Origin of the sequence: Allobosea sp. (genome assembly GCF_030694325.1) — a bacterium.
In the GTDB taxonomy this organism is placed as follows: domain Bacteria; phylum Pseudomonadota; class Alphaproteobacteria; order Rhizobiales; family Beijerinckiaceae; genus Allobosea.
The window spans coordinates 1-16657 of the sequence record NZ_JAUXYO010000213.1 but is presented as its reverse complement, the minus strand read 5'-3'; the positions used below and the strand labels follow the sequence as shown (position 1 = coordinate 16657).

Genomic DNA, 16657 nt, shown 5'->3' with positions numbered 1-16657 from the left:
CTGGCCGAGTTCCTCGATCTCTACCCCGACATCAAGGTCGATCTCATCCTCACCGACGAGGAACTCGACCTGTCGATGCGCGAGGCCGACATCGCCATCCGCCTGCGTCAGCCGCAGCAGCCGGACCTGATTCAGCGCAAGCTCTTCACCGTCCATTTCCATGTCTATGGCTCGCCGGCCTATGTGAAGCGCTTCGGCGAGCCCAAGACCCATGAGGATCTGGACAATCACCGCATCCTCTCCTTCGGCGGCACCTCCCCGTCCTATCTGACGGCAGTGCACTGGCTCGGGTCACTGGGCCGCGACCAGCGCAATCCCCGCCCGATCCACCTCACCGTCAACAACATCACGGCGATGAAGCGCGCGGTCGATTCGGGCGCCGGCATCGCCGTCCTGCCCGATTACCTGATCGAGACGGGCTCGCCGCTGGTGCAGCTGATGCGCGAGACCGAGATGCCGCAGCTCGAGAGCTATCTGGTCTATCCGGAAGAGATGAAGTCGGTCGCCCGCGTCCAGGTCTTCCGCGACTTCCTGATCCAGAAGGCCCAGCGCTGGACCTACTGATCGCAGCCCGCAGGCCGCCTGATTCGGATCGCGCCGGGCGACGAAAACGCCCGGCGCTGCTCGTCGTTCCCGCCGACTGCCGCGATTTTGTGCTGCGCTGCAGTGGTTTCTTGCCAGATGCTTGTCGCAGCGCGATCCATCGATTGCGCTACGCGCATATTTATCAATGATTTAGGCTCAAATTGCGCCATATGACCGCGGTTCATGCAATTTACGCATGGCGGACCCAACCAATGCTGCATTGCGAAAAGGCATATGGCGACCGATATAGCATTCACGGTTGTTCGGAACGGGCTCTGCTATCTCCTCCCGGCATCGAGTTCGTTTCAGCCGTTCCCCTCTGAGATGTTTGGCGTTTGAGCCGGATGTTTCAAACTTCAAAGGCCGGCTCCCTCGCGGGACGCCGGCCCTTTTTTTTGGCTGCTGCGCGGCGCGAGGCCGCCCAGCGCTCAGCCGGCGAGCTTGCCGACCAGACCGGTGAACCGCTCCATGAACTTGTGCAGGAACTCACGCGTCGCTTCGACGGTGACGGTGCCGGCCTCGTCGACCAGTCCCTCCTTCCAGGTGATGAACATCTGGCCGCCCATCACCAGCGCGCCCTGGTTGCCGAGGATGTCGCGCAGATGCTGCTGGGCGCAGGCGGTGCCGACGCCGCCCGGGCTGGTGCCGATGATGGCAACGGGCTTGCCGCCCCAGACGCCCTTGCCCGAGGGACGGGAGGCCCAGTCGATCGCATTCTTCAGCACGGCGGGGATCGAGCGGTTGTGCTCCGGCGTCACCACCAGCACGGCATCGGCCTCCGCGATCGCCTCCTTCAGCCGGGTCGCCTTCTCCGGCCAAGCCTCGACCTCGAGATCCTGATTGTACATCGGCAGGTCGTCGATCGGCGCGAAGGTCGCCGTGAAGGTGCCCTCGCCCAGCTTCGCCAGCGCCTGCGCCAGCTTGCGGTTGATCGACGCCTTGCGGTTGCTGCCGACGATGATGGCGAGCTTGAACGGGGCCATGAAGGGGACTCTCCTTAGTCGTGGTGCGGAAGGGGTCGTCGTGGTGCGGAAGGGGTCTGTGAGAGCAGGCAACGCGGACGGGCCGCGCCGCGTTCATCCCGCCGCCCGCGAAGGCCGCGCCGCCAGCGGCAGGGCCTCGAACAGGCCGGGGGTGGCATCCGTGCGCGCCTTCTCGATCGTCAGGAGGCGCAGCTTGGTCTCGACGCCGCCCTCGGCCGAGAAGCCGCCGGTCCGCCCGCCGGCCGCGAGCACGCGGTGGCAGGGCACGATGATCGGCACCGGATTGCGGCCGAGCGCGACCCCGACGGCTCGCGCCGCGCCGGGCTGGCCGAGGCGGGCGGCAACCGCGCCATAGGTCATCGTCTCGCCGGGCGGAATGCTCAGGGCAACCTCGTAGACGCGCCGCTCGAAGGCGGGCACAGCATCCAGATCGACGGGCAGATGGGAGAGATCGCGCGCCTCGCCCGTCAGCAGCGCGATGATGTCCGCGATCGCCGCCGCGATGAAGGCAGGCGGAGTCGCCTCGACGGCCTGCGGGAAGCGCCGCGCCAGCCGCCGGCGGGCCGTGTCCTCGTCGGACTCCGGCAGCTGGGCGCCGATGATGCGGTCGCCGCGCCAGACCAGGGCGCAGCGGCCGACCGGTGTCGGGAAGAGGCAGAAGGACGGCATGGCGCCATCCTAGGCCATCGCCGGCCGCGCCGTCACCCGCTCACATGAACAGCTTCTCGCCGTCCAGCCCCTTATAGAGCCCGGCGACCTGCTCCTCATAGCCATTGTAGAGCAGCGTCGGGCGCCGGTCGCGCGAGCCGAGCAACTGCTCGCTCGCCTGGGTCCAGCGCGGATGCGGCACGGCCGGGTTCACATTGGCCCAGAAGCCGTATTCGGCGGGCTGCAGCCCCTCCCAGAAGGTCTTGGGCCGCTCCGCGACGAAGCTGATCTTGGTGATCGATTTCACCGATTTGAACCCGTATTTCCACGGCACGATCAGCCGCACCGGGGCGCCGTGCTGGCTCGGGATCGGCTTGCCATAGATGCCCGTCACCAGCAGCGGCAGCTCGTTCGTCGCCTCGGCCAGGGTCAGCCCCTCGGTATAGGGCCAGGGATACCAGCGGGCCGACTGGCCCGGCGCCATGCGCGGGTTGAGGAAGGTCTCGAAGCGGATGTACTTCGCCCCCGAGAGCGGCTTGACGTAGTCGACGAAAGCCTTGAGTGGGATGCCCGTCCACGGCACCGCCATCGACCAGCTCTCGACGCAGCGGAAGCGGTAGAGCCGCTCTTCCAGCGGCAGCTTGCGTACGAGGTCGTCGAAACCGATCTCGAAGGGCTTCTCGACCATGCCGTCGATCGCGATCGTCCAGGGCCGGCTCACCAGCCGCTTCGAGGCGGCGACGATGTCCTTGGACGTGCCGAACTCGTAGAAATTATTGTAGCTCGACGCCAGATCCTCGTCGGTCATCGCCCGGTCGAGCGTATAGGTGGCGTTGCGCTTCGCAGGGTAGAGATCGAGCGTTGGATCGGCGGTCTGGGCCGCAGCCGCGCGGGGAAGCGCGGCGCCCGCGATCAACCCGGCCCCGCCGGCCATGAAGGCGCGGCGGTTGAAGAACACCGCCTCCGGCGTCGCCTCGCTCTCGGGAATGGCCCAGCTCGGACGGTTCTTGATCAGCATCGGACCGGCATCGCTCCGTTTCGGATGCCGCCACTCTAGCGCATGGCCGCGCGCCTCACGCAATTCACGAGGGGGAGAGGTGAGCCACCCGCGACATTGGGTTTCGTCATTGCGACGAGCGCAGCGACGCAGCAATCCAGAGGTTCAGGGCAGGCCTTGGACAGCTTCGCTGCGCTCGCAATGACGAGGCCTCCCTCAGCCGCGCGCCTCCAGCGCCTTGACGATGGCCTGGCCCATCTCGCTGGTCGACACCGCGTTAGTGCCGGGCGCCGCGATGTCCTTGGTACGCGTGCCGGAGCCCAGCACGTCGGCGATCGCGCCTTCGAGTCGGTCGGCGGCCTCGACGGCACCGAAGGAGTATCGCAGCGCCATGGCGAAGGAGCCGATCATCGCGATCGGGTTCGCCAGCCCCTTACCGGCGATGTCGGGCGCCGAGCCATGGACGGGCTCGTAGAGCGCCTTGCGCTTGCCGGTGGCCGGGTCCTCGGCACCGAGCGAGGCGGAAGGAAGCATGCCGAGCGAGCCGGTCAGCATCGCCGCCACGTCCGAGAGGATGTCGCCGAAGAGGTTGTCGGTGACGATGACGTCGTACTGCTTGGGCCAGCGCACGAGCTGCATGGCGCAATTGTCGGCGAGCACATGCTCGAGCTCGACATCGGCGTAGTCCTTGGCGTGCAGCGCGGTGACCGTCTGCTTCCAGAGCACGCCGGTCTTCATGACGTTGTGCTTCTCGGCCGAGGAGACCTTGTTACGGCGGGTGCGCGCCAGCTCGAAGGCGACGCGGCAGATCCGGTCGATCTCGGGCGTGGTGTAGAGCTGCGTGTCGATGCCGCGCTTGGAGCCGTCCTCGAGCGTCACGATCTCCTTCGGCTCGCCGAAATAGACGCCGCCGGTGAGCTCGCGCACGATCAGGATGTCGAGCCCCTCGACCACCTCGGGCTTGAGCGAGGAGGCCGAGGCCAGCGCCGGATAGCAGATCGCCGGGCGCAGGTTCGCGAACAGGCCGAGATCCTTGCGCAGCCGCAGCAGGCCCGCTTCCGGGCGGTGCTGATAGGGCACATCCGCCCATTTCGGCCCGCCAACGGCGCCGAAGAGCACCGCGTCCGCCTGCTGGGCGAGCTTCATGTCGCCTTCCGAGATCGCCTGCTTGTGGGCGTCATAGGCGGCGCCGCCGACGAGCCCCTTCTCGATCTCGAAGGAAGCGAGCCCCTGCTTGCCGAACCAGGAGACGATCTGCTCGACCTGGCCCATCACCTCGGGGCCGATGCCGTCGCCGGGGAGCATCAGGAGCTTATGGGTCGCCATGGTCGTCGCCTCGCCGCTTCTTGAACCTGCAATGGCGGCTGATTAGGGCGCACGCCCCCCGCATGCAAGCGGCGTGGACGCGGTGTCAGGGCCGCGCCAGCCGCGCGGTCACCTCGATCTCGACCTTCATCTCGGGCTTGAGCAGGCCGGCCACGACATAGATGCTCGCGGCGGGCCGCACCTCGCGGAAGACCTCGCCGCAGACGGAAAGCACCGGTTCGCAATAGGCCCGGTCGGTGACGAAATACTGCGCCCGCACCACGCCCGCGAGCGAGGCGCCGGCCTCCGTCAGCACGGCCTCGAGCGTGCGGAAGATGTTGCGTGCCTGCGCGGCCGCATCCTCCGGCAGGGTCATGGTGACATAGTCGTAGCCGGTCGTGCCGGCGACGAAGACGAGATCGCCGTCGATCACGGCGCGCGAATAGCCGAAGGCGGTCTCGAAAGGCGAACCGGTGGAGATCAGGCGGCGGGTCATGGTGCGTCATTCTCGGACAAAGCGGAGCGCAGACCCGAGAATCGCGTGCAGGAGATGCTCGGGTCAAGCCCGAGCACGATGGCAGATCAAACCCGCCCGCTCTTCAGCGCGCGCAGCACCTTCTCGCCCGGCCGCCCGGTCGGGGGCATGCCGATCTTGGCCTCGACATCCCGGATCGCCGCGCGCGTCAGCGAGCCGACGGCGCCGTCCGGCTCGCCGACATTGTAGCCGCGCGCGATCAGGAGCCGCTGCAATTCGCGTCGCTGCTCGCGCGAAAGCGGCAGATCGTCGGTCGGCCACTCGCCCTGCACGCCCGGCCGGCCGCGCAGCCGGTCGGAAAGGAGGGAGATGGCCAAGGCGTAGGAGTCGGCGCCATTGTAGCTGTAGGCGGCATCGTAGTTCTTGAAGACGAGGAAGGCGGGTCCGTTGCGGCCGGCCGGCATCAAGAGCCCGGCATTGCCCGTGCCGGTGAGCGGCGAACCGTCGAACTTGACGATTCCCTGACCCGCCCAATGCGAGAGCGGGCGCTTCGGATTGCGCCCCGTCGAGCCGCCATAACCGCGCGGCACCCGCACCTCGTAGCCCCAGGTCGCGCCAGTAACCCAGCCCGCCTTGTCCATGAAATTGGCGGTCGAATGCAGCGCGTCGGGGATCGAATCGACAAGGTCGCGCCGCCCGTCGCCATCGCCGTCCACCGCGAGACGGAGATAGGTCGAGGGGATGAACTGGGTGTGGCCGAACGCGCCGGCCCAGGAACCGAACAATCGCTCGGGCCGGACGTCGCCGCGCTGGATGATCTGCAACGTCGCGATCAGTTCGCCCTTGAAGAAGGCGTTGCGGCGCGGCGCCAGGCAGGCACCGGTGGAGAGCGCCTGAACCAGCGGCCAGCGACCCTTGGCCTTGCCGAAATCGCTCTCGACACCCCAGACGGCAGCGATGGTATGACGGTCGACGCCGAAGCGCTGTTCGGCGGCCGCGAGCACGGAGGCGTGCTGGCGCATCATGGCGCGCCCCTCCGCCACCTTCTCCTCGTCGACCAGCGTGCCGAGATAATCCCAGATCGGGGTCTTGAACTCCGGCTGGTTGTTCATCGCCTCGATGATCTTCATGTCCGGCTCGACGCCGGCCATGGCGCGGTCGAAGGTGGCGCCGGACACGCCCTTGGCGGCGGCGTCACTGCGCAGGCCGGACAGGCAGGAGGAGAAGCTGCCCTGCGCCGAAGCGACCGAGGCGATGAGGACGAGGGGCAGGGCCAGGATCGTTGCGCGCATGGTCTCCACCGAATCGCAGGAATGACGCGAAACTAGGGCGAGGCGGTTAAGAGAGGTTAACCATCACCGGGAAGCGCGCGCGTGCGAATCCCGCTATGAGGGCGCAGGCCCCGCCGGAACCCGCCATGTCGCCCGCCTCGATCGAACTCCTCGGCTTCGCCGCCGCCGCGCTCACCAGCCTCTGCTGGCTGCCCCAGGCCTGGCGCACCATCCGCACCCGCGACACGCGAGCAATCTCGCTCTGGACGCAGTCGCTCTTTGCAGCTGGAACCGCGCTCTGGCTGACCTATGGCCTGCATATCGGCTCCTGGCCGGTCGTCGCCGCCAATGCGCTGACGCTCTGCCTCGTGCTGCTCATCCTCACCATGAAGCTGCGCTTCGGCTGAGTTGACCCGACAGTCGGAACAGACCGGATTGCCGGGCGTTCCCGGCCTCGCCTCGCCACAGGATCAAGCCCGATGCCCTCCGTCACCGCCGCACACGTCCTGCCGATCGCCATGCTGGTCGGCTCCAACGTCTTCATGACCTTCGCCTGGTATGGCCATCTCAGCTACAAGAGCACGGCGATCTGGCTCGCGATCCTGGCGAGCTGGATGATCGCGCTGCCGGAATACATGCTGGCGGTGCCGGCCAACCGCATCGGCTCGGCCGTCTATTCCACCGCCGAGCTCAAGACGATGCAGGAGGTCATCACCCTGACCGTCTTCGCCGGCTTCTCGGTGTTCTGGCTGAAGGAGAGCCTGACCTGGAACCACGCCATCGGCTTCGCGCTGATCGCGGCCGGCGCCTTCTTCATCTTCCACGCCAAGGCCTGACCGTCCGGGCTGAGCCCGATGCCGCGTGACAGCGCTCTGCCGCATCGTCACAGTGGCACGATGAATCACGATCTGGCGCGCGCAATCCCCTCTTCCGGCCATCCCGCCGTCGAGGCCTATCTTTCCGATGGCTACGACCAGGTCGTCGGCATGTCCTCGCGCTTCGCCGCGGCGATCTGCGCAAGGCTGCTGCGGCTGCAGACGGAGGAAGGGTTACGCGGCCCCATCGCCGAGATTGGCGCCTTCGAGGGCCGCTTCTTCATCGCGCTCGCCCATGCGCTGGAGGAGGATGAGATCGCGCTGGCGCTGGACATCTTCTCCTGGCCCGATGACGGCGTGGAGCAGCGCTTCGAGGCCAATTGCGCCCGCCATGGCATTGGCCCCGAGCGCCGCCGCACGATCAAGGGCGATGCCGGCGCGATGGCGCCCGCCGACCTCCTCGCACAGGCCGGCGGCGTTCCCTTGCGCTTCATCCACATCGACGGCGAACATTCCCGCGCCGCGCTCGGCCGCGACCTCACGCTGGCGACCGCCTGCCTCGCCGAGGGCGGGCTGATCGTCCTCGACGACATGCTCCACCCCGGCTACCCGACGCTGATGGTCGCCGTGCAGGCCTATCTCGAGGCCAATCCCGACATCGTCCCCCTCTGCGTCATCGATCGCGAGACCATCGTCGGCGCGACCAAGTTCGTACTCTGCCAGCGCGCCTGGTTCGAGCGCTACCAGTCCCGCCTGCTGGCGATCTTCGAGGACTTCGTCTGGCCGCTCGGCGCCGATTTCGAGCCGCATTGGTGCCTGGTGCTGTCGCAGGATACGCGGCTGGCCGAGATTGTCTGATGTCAGGCTTTGGTTACCCCGCGGCTCTCCGGCCATCAGCGAGAATGGCCTCGACGATCTCTTGAACATCGAGGGCCTCGGCCAGCGTCGCGAGATGGTGCGCTTCCCCGCGCGTGAGCCTGACCACCCCTTCGATCTGGCGCCTGAGGGCGATCGGGCGCGCCTCTGCCTGCGGCAGGGCATCGGGCGCTCGCTCCCAGCTGCCATCGGGTAGCCGGCGTTCGGCGACCGACCAGTCGCAGAGCCGCACTGCACCCCTGTCGCCTTCCAGCATCCAGATGTTGTGGTCGTCCTTCGGCGTGCTGCCGACGCTGCCCTTGAGGTCGACCAGGATGTCGCCGGCCATCAGCGTCGCCTCGATCGAGCGCTCCGACCGACCGGCCTCCGGAAACGCCGCGCGCCCGGAGAGACCGTGCAGCGGACCGGACAGCCTGCGGCTCAGAAAGAGGAAATGCGACACGACCTCGCGGGTGAAGCCCCCCTGCTGCCGGCCGTCCAGCCAGGCGGCGGCATCGGCCTGCCAGGAGCGGGGCCAGGTCGCGAAGGCGACCTCGATCGTGATGCGCGAGGCCGTGCCGACGGCGCCCTGCGCGATCCAGTCCATCAGCGTTGCGACCGCAAGCGAGGAAGCGAAGGGGAAGTTGACCGCCCCCCGGTTGCCGGCCTCTGCCACGAAGGCGCGCGCATCCTCGACGTCGACCGCCAAGGGCTTCTCGCAGAACACGCTCTTTCCGGCTGCGATCGCGGCACGGGCGTGACCAAGATGGAACGCCGGCGGCGAAGCGATGTAGACGCAGTCGCTGGCGGCGATGATCGCCGCGGCATCGGCCAGCCGCGGAACCTGCGGAAAGGTCGCGGCCATGCGCGCCATCGCCGACGGTGCCGGATCCCAGACGCCACCGACCGTCACCAGCGGCGGAGACTGATCGAGGATGGCGCTCAGCAGGCGCTCGCCCATGATACCTGCGCCGATGATCCCGATCGAAAGAGTGCCGTCCTGCATCGCCTGAGCTTTCCGAACCTTGAGCCGGGAAGCGCGGTAACAGAAATCGCGGCGGCGCACGAGCGCTTGCGCCGATCCGGCCGCTCACCGGCAAGCCGGCGGGCCCGCCCCTGCAGCCCCTCGCCGCTACTTTGCCGGCCGGACCCGCAGCAGCTTCCCGTCGGGCGCGTCGCTCAGCAGGTACAAAAACCCGTCCGGCCCCTGGCGCACGTCGCGGATGCGTTCGCCGAGCCCCTCGAGCAGCCGCTCCTGCCCGGTCACGGCCTCGCCTTGCGTGGAGAGCCGAACCAGCATCTGGCCCGCGAGACCGCCGACGAAGAGCGAGTTCTTCCAGGCCGGCCAGACGGCGCCGGTGTAGAAAGCCGCGCCCGACGGCGCGATCGAGGGGTCCCAGTAGAACAGCGGCGGCTCCATGCCGGCCTTAGCCGTCCCCTCGCCGATCTTGGCGCCGGAATAGTCGATGCCGAAGGTCACGACCGGCCAGCCGTAATTACGGCCGGCCTTGGGCGTGTTGACCTCGTCGCCGCCGCGCGCGCCGTGCTCGGCCGTCCAGAGCTGGCCGGTCTCGGGGTGCAGCGCCGCGCCCTGGACATTGCGATGGCCGATCGACCAGATCTCCGGCTGCCAGCCCTCGACCTTCGGGTTGTCGGCCGGCGCCCCGCCCTCGGGCGCGATCCGCATGATCTTGCCGATATGATTGGCCGGGTTCTGCGCCTGGTCGCGCTGGCCGTAGCGGTCGCCGACCGTGACGAAGAGCGCGCCGGTGCGGTCGAAGACGAGCCGCGAGCCGAAATGCAGATTGCTGGAGACCGTCGGCATCTGCTGGAAGATCACCTTCGTGCCCTCCAGCGCCGTGCCGCGCTCGTTGAGGCGGGCGCGTGCGACGCTGGTGCCGCTGCCTCCAGCCCGCGGCTCGGCGAAGGAGAGGTAGATCATCCGGTTCTGCACGAAGCCGGGATCGAGGACGACATCGAGCAGCCCACCCTGCCCGCGCCCTGCGACGTTTGGCACACCGGAGATCGGCGCAGACAGCTTGCCGTCCGCCCCCACCAGCCGCAGCCGCCCCGGCCGCTCTGTCACCAGCATCCGCCCGTCCGGCAGGAAGGCGAGTCCCCAGGGATGTTCGAGCCCGCCCGCCACCGTCTCCACCGTGAGGTCGCCGGCGCTCGACCGGATACGCTGCTGCGCCTCCGCCTCCGGAAGGGCGAAAAGCATCGCCGCCGCGACCGCGAACAGCGAGAATCTGGCTTGCCGGCGCATCGTCATCTCCTGATCGGACCCTTGGCTGACAGATAGGTACAACCGCCCGGCAGGCCAGTCGGTTGCGGGCCCGTCACGGCGAATTGAAGCGGCGGGCTCCGCCGGCATCAGGGCGCAGGCAGCCGACCCACGGTCACGACGCCACCCTGATCGTCCCGCTTCAGCACGACCATCTCGCCGGAGGCCGGAAACACGCCCGTCAGGGCCGTGATGTTGACCTGATGCGTCACCATCACCACCAGCCCCGCATCCGCCGGCAGCGCCGCGAGCCGCCGCCGCAGCGCGGCGGTGGCGGCTTCGCGCTCCCCGGGGCGCCCGAAGAAGGAGTTCAGCGCCGCCGGTTCGTCCTCGGCGGGGCCGAGCGCCATCAGCGCGGCCGTCTCGCGCGCCCGGCACCACTGGCTTGTCAGCACGAGCGCGACAGGGACGGCGCGGCGCCGGAGTTCCGCACCGAGGCGGCGGGACTGCTCACGCCCGCGCTCGCCGAGATTGCGCTGCGTTGTGCAGTCGCCGATGCGAAAGCCGGCCGGATCCCCGGTCCCGGGCGCATCCGCATGGCGCATCAGGACGATATGGCCGGGTTTCGCGAGCAATGCCCAGACCCGCTCGCGATCCAGCTCGATCGCGGCGGCGGCGCCGGGCCAGAGCGGCGGCAGCAGCAGGAGGAGACCGAGGACGAGGCGTCTTCCGAATCCTGCGGCGGCCATGCCGGCTCCCTTGCGTTCCGGCTATTCCGGCTTCACGCCGGCCGCCTTGATGATGTTTTCCCAGGTCGCGATTTCCTGAAGGTGATAGGGGCGGAAGGCGGCCGGGTCACGTAACCTCATCGTGAAGCCGAGCTTCAGGACCGCCTCGCTGACATTCGGCTTGGCGAGCGAAGCCAGGATCGCCTTGGAGAGGGTGTCCAGCACCGGAGCGGGCGTCGCAGCCGGCGCGAAGAAGGCGGCCCAGGAATCGGCGTCGGCATCGGCCACGCCCTGCTCGCGCAGCGTCGGGATGTCCTTGGCGCGTGGGTTGCGCTCCGGGCTTGCCAAAGCGATCGCGCGCAGATTGCCGGCGTTGATCTGTTCGAGCACGCTCGGCAGCGTCGAATTGGCGATGTCGATGCGCCCGGCGATGATCTCCTGCACCAGCGGGGCCGCACCACGGAAGGGCACATGCGTCATCTTTATGCCCGTGCGCGCCATGAACAGTTCCATGGCGAGATGCGAGCCGGAGCCGACACCGGTCGAACCGTAGTTCAGCTTGCCCGGATCGGCCTTGGCGAGCGCGATCAGCTCCTTGATGTCCTTGGCAGGCAGGTCCTTGCGGACGACGAAGGCATGCTCGAAGGCGCCGACGCCGGCCAGCGGCGCGAAATCCTTGACCGCGTCATAGCCAGGCTCCTTCAGCAGGAACATGTTGTTGCCATGCGTCTGGTTGTTGCCGAAGACGATGGTGTGGCCGTCGGGATCGGCCTTGGCCACGGCCCGCGTGCCGACCGCGCCCGAGGCGCCGGCGCGGTTGTCGACGACGACGTTCTGGCCGATCGAGGTCGACAGATCCTGCGCGACGAAACGCGCGATCGCATCCGTCGGTCCGCCCGCCGGATAGGGCACGACGAGCGTGATCGGCCTGGTCGGGAAGCTCTGCGCCCGGAGGACGGACGGAGCGAGGACGGCGCCGGCCATCAGGCCGAGCGTGGAACGGCGGGTCAACGACATGAACTTCCTCCCGGAGCGGCCTGATTGAGACAGGCTTGGGCGCAGCATTAGAGCATTAGCCTGCCGAGGGAAATGGGCCGATCCGGGCAAAGCCGCTACGAATTCAACGGCCTAGTCACTGCTCACCCGGCCGTGAAACCCGCCCGCTTCAGCCGCTGGATGGCAAGGTCGAGCGCCTGCAGGAAGGCGGAACGGTCGCGCGCCGAGAACGGCTTCGGCCCACCGGTGGCTGTGCCCATCGCGCGCAGATCCTCCATCATGTCGCGCGTCGCCAGCGCCATGCCGATCGAAGCTTCGGTGAAGAGCTTGCCGGTCGGGCCGATGACTTCCGCGCCGGCCTTGATGCAGCGATCCGCGAGCGGGATGTCGGAGGTGGCGACGATCGCGCCGCGGGCGACCCGCTCGGCGATCCAGTCATCGGCCGCGTCGAACCCGCCCGAGACGATGACGCGCTCGATCCAGGGCTCGCGCGGCAGCATCATGAAGCTGTTGGCGACGACGAAGACGTGCAGCCGGTGGCGCGCCGCGACCTTGAAGATCTCGTCCTTCACCGGGCAGGCGTCGGCATCGACATAGATCGCGATCGGGCCGGGCGCAGCGGGAGCATGGGGTTCCATGGCCGGCAGCCATGACAGGCGCGCCCACCGGCGGCAAGCCTCCCGGTTTACGGGCGCTTTATGCCTGCGTGACCTCTTCCGCATCGCGCGCTTACGCCGGCGGGACCTACACCGGTGGCCTCTCAGGAGGTGACCATGACCATGTCCTTGCCCGATCTGCACAGCCGCCGGAGGCAGCGCATCCGCGCAGTCTATGGCGCGCTTGCGGGGCCTTCCCGCCCCGCTTCGCCGCAACCCACCGGTGTGGCGCACCGCTTCATGCTGGCCGAATGGGCGGCGCTCGCTGTCTTCGCCCTGATGGCCGCCGGCATCATTGCCCTGCGCGCCTGGGCAGCCTTGAGTTGAGGGCTGCGACGGTGGGCCAATCCCTCTCCTTTAATCCGTCGCCCGCCGCTGGCGGCCATCTCTTCCTCGTCGGCCGCTCGCAGGCGGGCTTCTGGGTCGCCCGCGACCTCGAGGGACTGTCCGAGGGCATCTTCCGCGACAAGAAGGATGCCGTCCGCTTCGCCCTCTGCGAAGGCGGCCACGTCAACGCGGTGATGCTCTCGCCCCACCCGGTCGAGCCGAGCTTCGGCCGGGGCCTCCGCTGACCGGGAGTGCCGCGGCTGACAGGGCAGCCCGCCGGCTGGCGCGCGACCTCGCCGACATCCACAGCGTCGCGGCCGGCGCCCTGCTCGACCAGTTCCGCGAGGTCGGCATCACGGACCCGGCCGATATCGCGCGTCGGCTGAACCGGCGCGGCTTTCCCTGCCTCGGCCGCCCCCGCCGGACGGCCGGCGCGGTGCGGGCGCTGAAGCGCGGACGCGCCCGCGCCGCGGGAGAATGATGCGACCGCCAGAAACAGCGTGCGCCCGCCGCCGGCCTGGCCTAAAGTCGCTTTCTGCTTCGACATGACGAGCCAGGCCTCTGCCGGGCCGGCCGCGGCAGGCGAAAGCCGCCGCATGATCGATTCCAGCTTCTGCGCCCGTCGCGATCCAGGCCACGCCTGACCTGAAGCCCGAAATCCACCGGGGGCGCGATCCCGCGCACCCAGACCCAAGGGAGACCGACCATGGCAAAAGGCGAACAGCGCGGAAACCGCGAAGCCAAGAAGCCGAAGAAGGACAAGCCCAAGGTGACGGCAGCAGCGCCCTCGACCTTCGCGGCGGTCGTCGCCAAGGCAGCGGGGCCGAAGAAGAAATGATCCGCTTCAGGACGATCGACCCGGCCGAGCAGGCCAAGGCGGACGAAAAGGCGGCCGCGGCGAAGCCGGCCGTCGCGGCGCGCCTGGAACCCGCCGAAGACGGACAGGCTCCTGACGATAGGACAACCGCCGCCTCGCCCCCCAAAGCCAAGGGCCTGACCCGCACGACGCCGCTCCGGGCCAAAAAGCCCAAGACCTCCGGGCTGTTCCGCGACTGAGCGCATGGCCGACGGCAACGGCGCTGTCCGAGCGGGCGCGCCGCCGATGGCTCACGCCTCGCTCACCTCGTCGGTCCAGACCCTGAAGCCGGTCAGCGTGTTCGGCCCGAAGGTGGTGGCGATGGCGACGTCGGCGGCATCGCGACCGCGTGCGATCAGCACGCGGCCGATCCGCGGCACGTTGTTGCGCGGATCGAACATCTGCCAGCCGCCGTCGAGATAGGCTTCGAAGGAGGCGGCGAAATCGCCCGGCGGCCAGGGCGGCGGCGTGCCGACATCGCCGAGATAGCAGGTGCAGTAGCGCGCCGGGATGTTCATCGCCCGGCAGAACGCAATGGCGAGATGGGCGTAGTCGCGGCACACCCCGCGCCCCTCCCGATAGGCCTCCGAGGCGCTCCGCGTCACGCTCGCGTCGTTGTAGTTGAAGGCGATGCGCCGGTTGACGAAGTCGCAGATCGCCTGGACCCGCGGCGCGCCCGGCGGCGTCGTGCCGAACAGCTCCCAGGCGAGGTCGAGCAGGCGGTCGGAGTCGCAGAAGCGGCTCGCCAGCAGGAAGACGATGGCCTCTTCCGGCAGATGCTCGACCGGCACCTGCCCCGCTCCGCGATCATAGGCTTCCGGCTTGCCGCTGTCCTGAATGATCGCATCGGCTGTGATCCGCATCGCGCCCTGTGGCGCCACCAGCCTGGTGCACCAGTTGCCGAAGCCGTCGCGATAGCCGCTGACCGGAACGGAGGGGCTGAGCCGGATGTAATCGGGCGACTGGAGGTCCGAAACCCGGCTGAAATGGACGTTCAGCATCAGGATCAGCGGCGTCGGTTGGGGAAAGTGGTAGTCGAGTTCGTAGCCGATCCTGAGTTTCACGGAGCTGCTTTCCGCGCGCCGCTGGCACGCCGGTCACGATGGGCCCCCCGGCCTGCCGTCCCAGCATGCACCTTTCGAGCCGTCGCCGATATGGGTTAGCGTCGGCTCCAATTCGCGTCGCTGCTGGCATCGATCAAGCAGTCTGGCTTGCGATGGGCCGCCATGAGTCCTAAACCACGCGCGCGCCCGTCGCGGCGTGCCCTCGTCCGAGATCCGGAGAACTTCCCATGGCCTTCCTTGCCGACGCCCTGAAGCGCGTGAAGCCGTCTGCGACCATCACCATCACGCAGAAGGCGCGCGACCTGAAAGCGCAGGGCAAGGACGTGATCTCGCTCTCCGTCGGCGAGCCCGATTTCGACACGCCCGACAACATCAAGGAGGCGGCCATCGCCGCCATCCGTCGCGGCGAGACCAAGTATACCCCCGTCTCCGGCATCCCGCAGCTGCGCGAGGCCGTGGCCCGCAAGTTCAAGCGCGAGAACGGCCTCGACTACAAGCCGAGCCAGACCATCGTCTCCACCGGCGGCAAGCATGTCATCTACAACGCCCTGCTCGCCACGCTGAACCCGGGCGACGAGGTGATCTGCGTCTCGCCCTACTGGGTGTCCTATCCCGAGATGGTCGCGCTCTGCGGCGGCACCGCGACCTTCGCCCAGACCAAGATCGAGAACGAGTTCAAGCTCCAGCCGGAAGAGCTCGAGCGCGCGATCACGCCCAAGACCAAGTGGGTGATCCTGAACTCGCCGTCGAACCCCTCGGGCGCCGCCTATAGCCGCGCCGAGATGAAGAAGCTCACCGACGTCCTGATGCGCCACCCCCATGTCTGGGTGCTCACCGACGACATGTATGAGCACCTCGTCTATGGCGAGTTCGAATTCGTCACCCCGGCCCAGGTCGAGCCCGGCCTCTATGACCGCACGCTGAGCATGAACGGCGTCTCGAAGTCCTACGCCATGACCGGCTGGCGCATCGGCTACGCGGCGGGCCCGCAGCATCTGATGAACGCCATGGACCTCGTCCAGGGCCAGCAGACCTCGGGCACCTCGGCGATCTCGCAATGGGCCGCCGTCGAGGCGCTGGACGGCCCGCAGGACCATCTGCCCGTCTTCAAGAAGGCCTTCGAGCGCCGCCGCGACCTCGTCGTCTCCATGCTCAACCAGACCCGCGGCCTCGTCTGCCCGAAGCCGGAAGGCGCCTTCTACGTCTATCCCGACTGCTCGGCCCTGATCGGCAAGACCATGCCCAACGGCAAGGTCATCGAGACCGACGAGGATCTGGTCATGGGCATCCTGGAGGCGGAAGCCGTCGCCGCGGTGCACGGCTCCTCCTTCGGGCTGGGCCCCAACTTCCGCATCTCCTACGCCACCTCGGACGAGAAGCTGGAAGAGGCCTGCCGCCGCATCCAGCGCTTCTGCGCCGAGCTGCGCTGAGCGGCGCATGAGCCCGCGCGGCCTGCCGCGACGGTTGTTTCTGGCCGGGAGCCTCGTGCTCCCGGCCTCTCTCGTTCTGGCGCAGGCGTCGCAATCCCTGACGGCCCGCGAAGCCTACGACGCCGCCCGCGCCGGCACCCTTCTCCTCATCGACATCCGCCCGCCCGACGAATGGCGCGACACCGGGCTGCCGCGGGACGCGATCGCGCTCGATGTGGAAGCGCCCGCCTTCGAGGTCCGGCTGGCCGGCCTGCGGCTCGACCACCGCGGCAAGCGCATCGCCCTGATCGACCGCAGCGGCGCGCTCGCGGCATCGACGCGCGAAAAGCTCGCCGGCCGCGGCTTCCGCGACATCGTGGCGGTCCGCGGCGGCATGCTCGGGCCGGGTGGGTGGCTGGCCGAGAAACTGCCGGTGGTGGCGCCGTGATCCCTTCTCCCCTCG

22 protein-coding genes are annotated in these 16657 nt (G+C 68.4%); 10 read left to right on the top strand and 12 right to left on the bottom strand.

The annotated features are described in order from the left end of the window. The coding region (locus Q8M82_RS14100) for a substrate binding domain-containing protein (RefSeq protein ID WP_305691970.1) at positions 1–564 on the top strand (564 nt) is incomplete at its 5' end. Positions 565–1013: 449 nt separating this feature from the next. On the opposite strand, the gene Q8M82_RS14095 is transcribed toward Q8M82_RS14100, so the two are convergent. The 6 genes from Q8M82_RS14095 to Q8M82_RS14070 all read right to left on the bottom strand — a co-directional run bounded on the left by Q8M82_RS14095 (position 1014) and on the right by Q8M82_RS14070 (position 6285). After that, on the bottom strand, positions 1014–1568 hold the full coding sequence (locus Q8M82_RS14095) for an NADPH-dependent FMN reductase (RefSeq protein ID WP_305691969.1): 555 nt from the start codon (positions 1566–1568) through the stop codon (positions 1014–1016). Between the two features lie 93 nt (positions 1569–1661). Next, on the bottom strand, positions 1662–2237 hold the full coding sequence (locus tag Q8M82_RS14090) for a methylated-DNA--[protein]-cysteine S-methyltransferase (RefSeq protein WP_305691968.1): 576 nt from the start codon (positions 2235–2237) through the stop codon (positions 1662–1664). Positions 2238–2277: 40 nt separating this feature from the next. After that, positions 2278–3234, bottom strand: a complete 957-nt coding sequence (gene msrP, locus Q8M82_RS14085) for a protein-methionine-sulfoxide reductase catalytic subunit MsrP (RefSeq protein WP_305691967.1) — start codon at positions 3232–3234, stop codon at positions 2278–2280. Positions 3235–3429: 195 nt separating this feature from the next. Next, positions 3430–4539, bottom strand: coding sequence for a 3-isopropylmalate dehydrogenase (leuB, locus tag Q8M82_RS14080; RefSeq protein ID WP_305691966.1), 1110 nt, complete (start codon positions 4537–4539; stop codon positions 3430–3432). An 85-nt stretch (positions 4540–4624) separates the two neighbouring features. Continuing rightward, the gene (locus tag Q8M82_RS14075) at positions 4625–5014 is read right to left on the bottom strand and encodes a RidA family protein (protein ID WP_305691965.1); all 390 of its coding nucleotides are present in this window, start codon (positions 5012–5014) and stop codon (positions 4625–4627) included. 86 nt (positions 5015–5100) lie between these two features. Continuing rightward, on the bottom strand, positions 5101–6285 hold the full coding sequence (locus Q8M82_RS14070) for a lytic murein transglycosylase (protein WP_305691964.1): 1185 nt from the start codon (positions 6283–6285) through the stop codon (positions 5101–5103). A gap of 125 nt (positions 6286–6410) precedes the next feature. On the opposite strand from Q8M82_RS14070, the gene Q8M82_RS14065 reads away from it, so the two are divergent. The 3 genes from Q8M82_RS14065 to Q8M82_RS14055 all read left to right on the top strand — a co-directional run bounded on the left by Q8M82_RS14065 (position 6411) and on the right by Q8M82_RS14055 (position 7937). Further along, positions 6411–6671, top strand: coding sequence for a SemiSWEET family sugar transporter (locus Q8M82_RS14065; protein WP_305691963.1), 261 nt, complete (start codon positions 6411–6413; stop codon positions 6669–6671). A 72-nt stretch (positions 6672–6743) separates the two neighbouring features. Then, positions 6744–7100 (top strand): DMT family protein, encoded by a 357-nt coding sequence (locus tag Q8M82_RS14060; RefSeq protein WP_305691962.1) that lies wholly within the window; start codon positions 6744–6746, stop codon positions 7098–7100. 18 nt (positions 7101–7118) lie between these two features. Then, the gene (locus tag Q8M82_RS14055) at positions 7119–7937 is read left to right on the top strand and encodes a class I SAM-dependent methyltransferase (RefSeq protein ID WP_305691961.1); all 819 of its coding nucleotides are present in this window, start codon (positions 7119–7121) and stop codon (positions 7935–7937) included. A gap of 13 nt (positions 7938–7950) precedes the next feature. Here the strand turns inward: Q8M82_RS14055 and Q8M82_RS14050 are convergent, their stop codons facing one another. The 5 genes from Q8M82_RS14050 to Q8M82_RS14030 all read right to left on the bottom strand — a co-directional run bounded on the left by Q8M82_RS14050 (position 7951) and on the right by Q8M82_RS14030 (position 12520). Beyond that, positions 7951–8940 (bottom strand): Gfo/Idh/MocA family protein, encoded by a 990-nt coding sequence (locus Q8M82_RS14050; protein WP_305691960.1) that lies wholly within the window; start codon positions 8938–8940, stop codon positions 7951–7953. A gap of 126 nt (positions 8941–9066) precedes the next feature. After that, positions 9067–10200, bottom strand: a complete 1134-nt coding sequence (locus Q8M82_RS14045; RefSeq protein ID WP_371126356.1) for a PQQ-dependent sugar dehydrogenase — start codon at positions 10198–10200, stop codon at positions 9067–9069. Between the two features lie 107 nt (positions 10201–10307). Next, on the bottom strand, positions 10308–10907 hold the full coding sequence (locus Q8M82_RS14040; RefSeq protein ID WP_305691959.1) for a histidine phosphatase family protein: 600 nt from the start codon (positions 10905–10907) through the stop codon (positions 10308–10310). Between the two features lie 21 nt (positions 10908–10928). Then, entirely contained in the window at positions 10929–11903 is a 975-nt protein-coding gene (locus tag Q8M82_RS14035) for a Bug family tripartite tricarboxylate transporter substrate binding protein (RefSeq protein ID WP_305691958.1), read from the bottom strand. A 122-nt stretch (positions 11904–12025) separates the two neighbouring features. Then, complete coding sequence (locus tag Q8M82_RS14030; protein WP_305691957.1) at positions 12026–12520, bottom strand: YaiI/YqxD family protein; 495 nt, start codon at positions 12518–12520, stop codon at positions 12026–12028. A 135-nt stretch (positions 12521–12655) separates the two neighbouring features. Between Q8M82_RS14030 and Q8M82_RS14025 the strand changes: the two genes are divergently transcribed. The 4 genes from Q8M82_RS14025 (at position 12656) to Q8M82_RS14010 (ending at position 13921) form a co-directional block, all read left to right on the top strand. Continuing rightward, on the top strand, positions 12656–12865 hold the full coding sequence (locus Q8M82_RS14025) for a hypothetical protein (RefSeq protein ID WP_305691956.1): 210 nt from the start codon (positions 12656–12658) through the stop codon (positions 12863–12865). Positions 12866–12876: 11 nt separating this feature from the next. Continuing rightward, positions 12877–13110: a hypothetical protein gene (locus Q8M82_RS14020; RefSeq protein WP_305691955.1), complete on the top strand. Its 234-nt coding sequence runs from the start codon at positions 12877–12879 to the stop codon at positions 13108–13110. A gap of 461 nt (positions 13111–13571) precedes the next feature. Then, positions 13572–13703 (top strand): hypothetical protein, encoded by a 132-nt coding sequence (locus Q8M82_RS14015; RefSeq protein ID WP_305691954.1) that lies wholly within the window; start codon positions 13572–13574, stop codon positions 13701–13703. Continuing rightward, entirely contained in the window at positions 13700–13921 is a 222-nt protein-coding gene (locus tag Q8M82_RS14010) for a hypothetical protein (RefSeq protein ID WP_305691953.1), read from the top strand. The genes Q8M82_RS14015 and Q8M82_RS14010 overlap by 4 nt, the downstream gene beginning before the upstream one ends. A 51-nt stretch (positions 13922–13972) precedes the next feature. On the opposite strand, the gene Q8M82_RS14005 is transcribed toward Q8M82_RS14010, so the two are convergent. Beyond that, positions 13973–14785: a transglutaminase-like domain-containing protein gene (locus Q8M82_RS14005; protein ID WP_305691952.1), complete on the bottom strand. Its 813-nt coding sequence runs from the start codon at positions 14783–14785 to the stop codon at positions 13973–13975. Between the two features lie 227 nt (positions 14786–15012). Here Q8M82_RS14005 and Q8M82_RS14000 point away from each other — a divergent pair, with 227 nt between their 5' ends. Further along, on the top strand, positions 15013–16215 hold the full coding sequence (locus tag Q8M82_RS14000; protein WP_305691951.1) for a pyridoxal phosphate-dependent aminotransferase: 1203 nt from the start codon (positions 15013–15015) through the stop codon (positions 16213–16215). A 7-nt stretch (positions 16216–16222) separates the two neighbouring features. Further along, entirely contained in the window at positions 16223–16642 is a 420-nt protein-coding gene (locus tag Q8M82_RS13995; protein ID WP_305691950.1) for a rhodanese-like domain-containing protein, read from the top strand. Positions 16643–16657 lie beyond the last annotated feature (15 nt).